General features: G+C 77.1%; 2 protein-coding genes. One reads left to right on the top strand and one right to left on the bottom strand.

Going from position 1 to position 3,437, the window contains the following annotated elements:
• Positions 1-360: 360 nt before the first annotated feature.
• Positions 361-1,215, bottom strand: a complete 855-nt coding sequence (locus tag EBM89_RS20010; RefSeq protein WP_158609737.1) for a DUF368 domain-containing protein — start codon at positions 1,213-1,215, stop codon at positions 361-363.
• Positions 1,216-1,474: 259 nt separating this feature from the next.
• Here EBM89_RS20010 and EBM89_RS20015 point away from each other — a divergent pair.
• Positions 1,475-3,437, top strand: a 1,963-nt coding sequence (locus EBM89_RS20015) for a DNA polymerase III subunit gamma and tau (protein WP_122151335.1), incomplete at its 3' end; no start/stop codon positions are given.

The raw sequence follows: 3,437 nt of genomic DNA on the forward strand, positions 1-3,437 counted from the left end.
GGCCACCGGCGACGTCGGGGCCGGGTCGGCGCGGCCGGACGCCGGCGTGGGTCCCGGGCGGACGTCGCCGCCGGGTCACCACGGGTCGGTCAGGCCGCGGCGGTACAGCGACAGGGGCGCGGGGCGCTCCCGGTCGCGCGACGCATGGAGGGGTGGAGCGCGGTGGTGGCGTGCGGGCGCATCCTGGTCTCCCTCCGGCGTCGGGCCGCGGGGTCGTCCCGGCGGCTGGTGGAGGGAATCTAGCGCGGACGTCTCGTTGTGTGGAACGTGGCGTTCACGATGTGAGACGGCGTGGCGCGCGGCCGGCCCAGCGCCCGACCGGGTGGGCGCGGGTGACGGGCGGGCGCGGGTGACGGGTGGTCAGCGGCGGCGGATCCGGGCGTCCAGCACCGTCAGGCCGAGCACGACCGCCGCACCGGTGAGCAGCATGAGCAGGGCGAGCGGGACCTGCTCGCCGGGCGGGAGCAGCCCGCGGTCCTCGGTCTGCCACGGCCACAGCGCGCGCAGCGCCCCGACGACCACGCCCGTCATGATCACGAGCGTGGCGCGGCGCCGGTGCTCCAGCAGCCACTGCAGCTCCTTGATGAAGCAGCCCAGCCCCACCACCATCCCGGCACCGAACACCGCGACGAAGCCGAGGTCGCGGTCGTTGAGCGCGTCGAGCGCCGGGTGGTAGAGCCCGAAGGTGAGCAGCAGGAACGAGCCGGAGGTGCCGGGCAGCGCGAGCGCGCACGCGGCGAGCGCCGCCCCGACGAACACCACCGGGTAGGTGGTGGGGAGGTTCTGCGGGGGGAGCCCGACGAGCACGAAGACGGCGGCGGCGACGAGGACGGCGGTGAGCACCTCGCGGGCGGTCCACCGGCTCCCGATCATCCGCAGCGGCACGAGCAGCGCGGTCGCGGTCATGCCGAGGAACAGCGCCGTCATCGGCACCGGGTGCTCCTTCAGCAGCGGGCCGACGAACCCGGCGGTGAGCACCAGGCCGGGCACCATGCCGAGCAGGAGCGGGGCGATCACGGCCCAGTTCACGCGCGCCATCTCGCGGCGCGCGGCGACGCGGTCCGTGACGAGCAGGCGCAGGCCCGACAGCAGGTGGCCCGCCCCGGTCACGGCGGTCTCGTAGACGCCGGTGACGAGCGCGATCGTGCCGCCGCTGATCCCGGGCAGGGCCTCGGCGCCGCCGACGAGCGCGCCGCGAGCGAGGGACCACGGCACCTGACGGCCGCGCCGCGGGGGACGGCGGGGGCGGCGGGTCGCCGGCCTGGGCTCCGGGAGGTCCGCGCCGTGGGGGTCGTCCGGGCGCGCGTCAGGGAGGGGTGCGGCGGCGGGCATCGGACCACGCTACCCGTCGCGGCACCACCTGGTCCGGCCTCCCGTGCGGCGTGAGTGGTGCGGTGCGTGCGGTGCCGCCGGTGGTCCCCAGGAGCGCGGGCGGGGGTCCCCCGGTGTCCGCCGTCCCCTCTAGAGTTCTGGGGTGACGACCGCCCTGTACCGCCGCTACCGGCCCGAGACCTTCGCCGAGGTCGTCGGGCAGGACCACGTCACGGCGCCGCTGCGGCAGGCGCTGCGCAGCGGGCAGACGAACCACGCGTACCTGTTCTCCGGGCCGCGCGGCTGCGGCAAGACGACGTCCGCGCGCATCCTCGCGCGCTGCCTGAACTGCGCGCAGGGCCCCACCGACACCCCGTGCGGCGTCTGCGAGTCCTGCGTCGAGCTCGCCCGCGGCGGGCCGGGCAGCCTCGACGTCGTCGAGATCGACGCGGCCAGCCACGGTGGCGTGGACGACGCCCGTGACCTGCGGGAGCGCGCGACCTTCGCCCCCGCCCGCGACCGGTACAAGGTCTTCATCCTCGACGAGGCCCACATGGTCTCCCCGCAGGGCTTCAACGCGCTGCTGAAGATCGTGGAGGAGCCGCCGGAGCACGTGAAGTTCATCTTCGCGACGACGGAGCCCGACAAGGTCATCGGCACCATCCGGTCCCGCACGCACCACTACCCGTTCCGCCTGGTGCCGCCGGACGTCATGGTCGGCTACCTGGACCAGCTCTGCACCGCCGAGGGCGTGCGGGTCGGCTCCGGCGTGCTCCCGCTGGTCGTGCGCGCGGGCGGCGGCTCGGTCCGCGACTCGCTGTCCGTGCTGGACCAGCTGATCGCCGGGTCCGGCCCCGACGGCCTCGGGTACGAGGACGCCGTCGCGCTGCTCGGCTACACCCACGCGTCCCTGCTGGACGACCTGGTGGAGGCCGTCGCCGCCCGGGACGGCGCCAGCGCGTTCCGCGTGGTCGAGCGCGTCATCTCCACCGGGCACGAGCCGCGCCGGTTCGTCGAGGACCTGCTGGAGCGGCTGCGCGACCTCATCGTGCTCGCCGCCTCCGGCGACGCCGCCGCCGCCGTGCTGCGCGACGTCCCGGGCGACCAGATGGCGCGCATGCAGACGCAGGCCCGCCAGCTCGGCGCGGCCGAGCTCTCCCGCTCCGCCGACCTCGTCAACGCCGCCCTGTCCGAGATGACCGGTGCGACCTCGCCGCGCCTGCACCTCGAGCTGCTGATGGCCCGGCTGCTGCTGCCGGCCCTGGACGACACCGCCGCCGGGATCGGGGCGCGGGTGGACCGGCTGGAGCGCGAGGGCGTCCGCGTCGCCCCCGGCGGTGCTCCCGGGGCCGCCTCCCTCACCTCGGGCGCACCTGCAGCCCCTGCCGCGTCCGCCGCCGCTGCCCGCCCCGTGCCCGACGCTCCGGCGCCGGCCCCGGCCGTCGAGGTGGAGCGCGTCGCGGTCGTCACCCCCGCACCCGAGCCGATCCCCGCTCCCGCCCCCGCCGACCGCACGGCGGAGGCGGTCGAGAGCGGCGCGACCGGCCGGCACGCGCCCGACGACGCGCCCGGGGGTGCCACCGACGAGGCGGTTCCCGCCGCGCCCGGGGGCGACACCGACGAGGCGGGTGCCGCCGCGCCGGAGCCGCACGACGAGCGCGTGGTCGACCCCGCTCCCGCGACGCCGGTGCAGGAGGCCGTGCCGCACGACGTCCCGGTGGCCGAGCCGGTCGCCCCCGCCGAGCGCCCCGCGGGTGCCCCCGGCGGCGGGGACACGGAGATGCTGCGCCGCCGCTGGCCCGAGGTGCTGGACACCCTCGGTCGGCTGAAGAAGACGACGTGGGTGCTCATCAGCCAGAACGCGCAGGTGGTGGAGCTGAACGCCACCACGCTGACGCTCGGCTTCGGCGCGCCGGGGCTGGCGTCGGCGTTCCGGGGCGGCTCGCACGCCGACCTCGTGCAGCAGGCCGTCCGCGAGACCCTCGGCTTCGCGGTCAAGGTCGAGGGCGTGCTCGCCGGCGACGGCGCGGCACCCGCGCGCGGTCCGGCCTCCGGGCCGGCGCCGACGTCCCCGAGCCGGGGGTCCGGAGCGCCGTCGGCGGCCGAGGCCGCCGCGTCGTGGGACG

Origin of the sequence: Cellulomonas triticagri (assembly GCF_003696205.1) — a bacterium.
Lineage (GTDB): Bacteria > Actinomycetota > Actinomycetes > Actinomycetales > Cellulomonadaceae > Cellulomonas > Cellulomonas triticagri.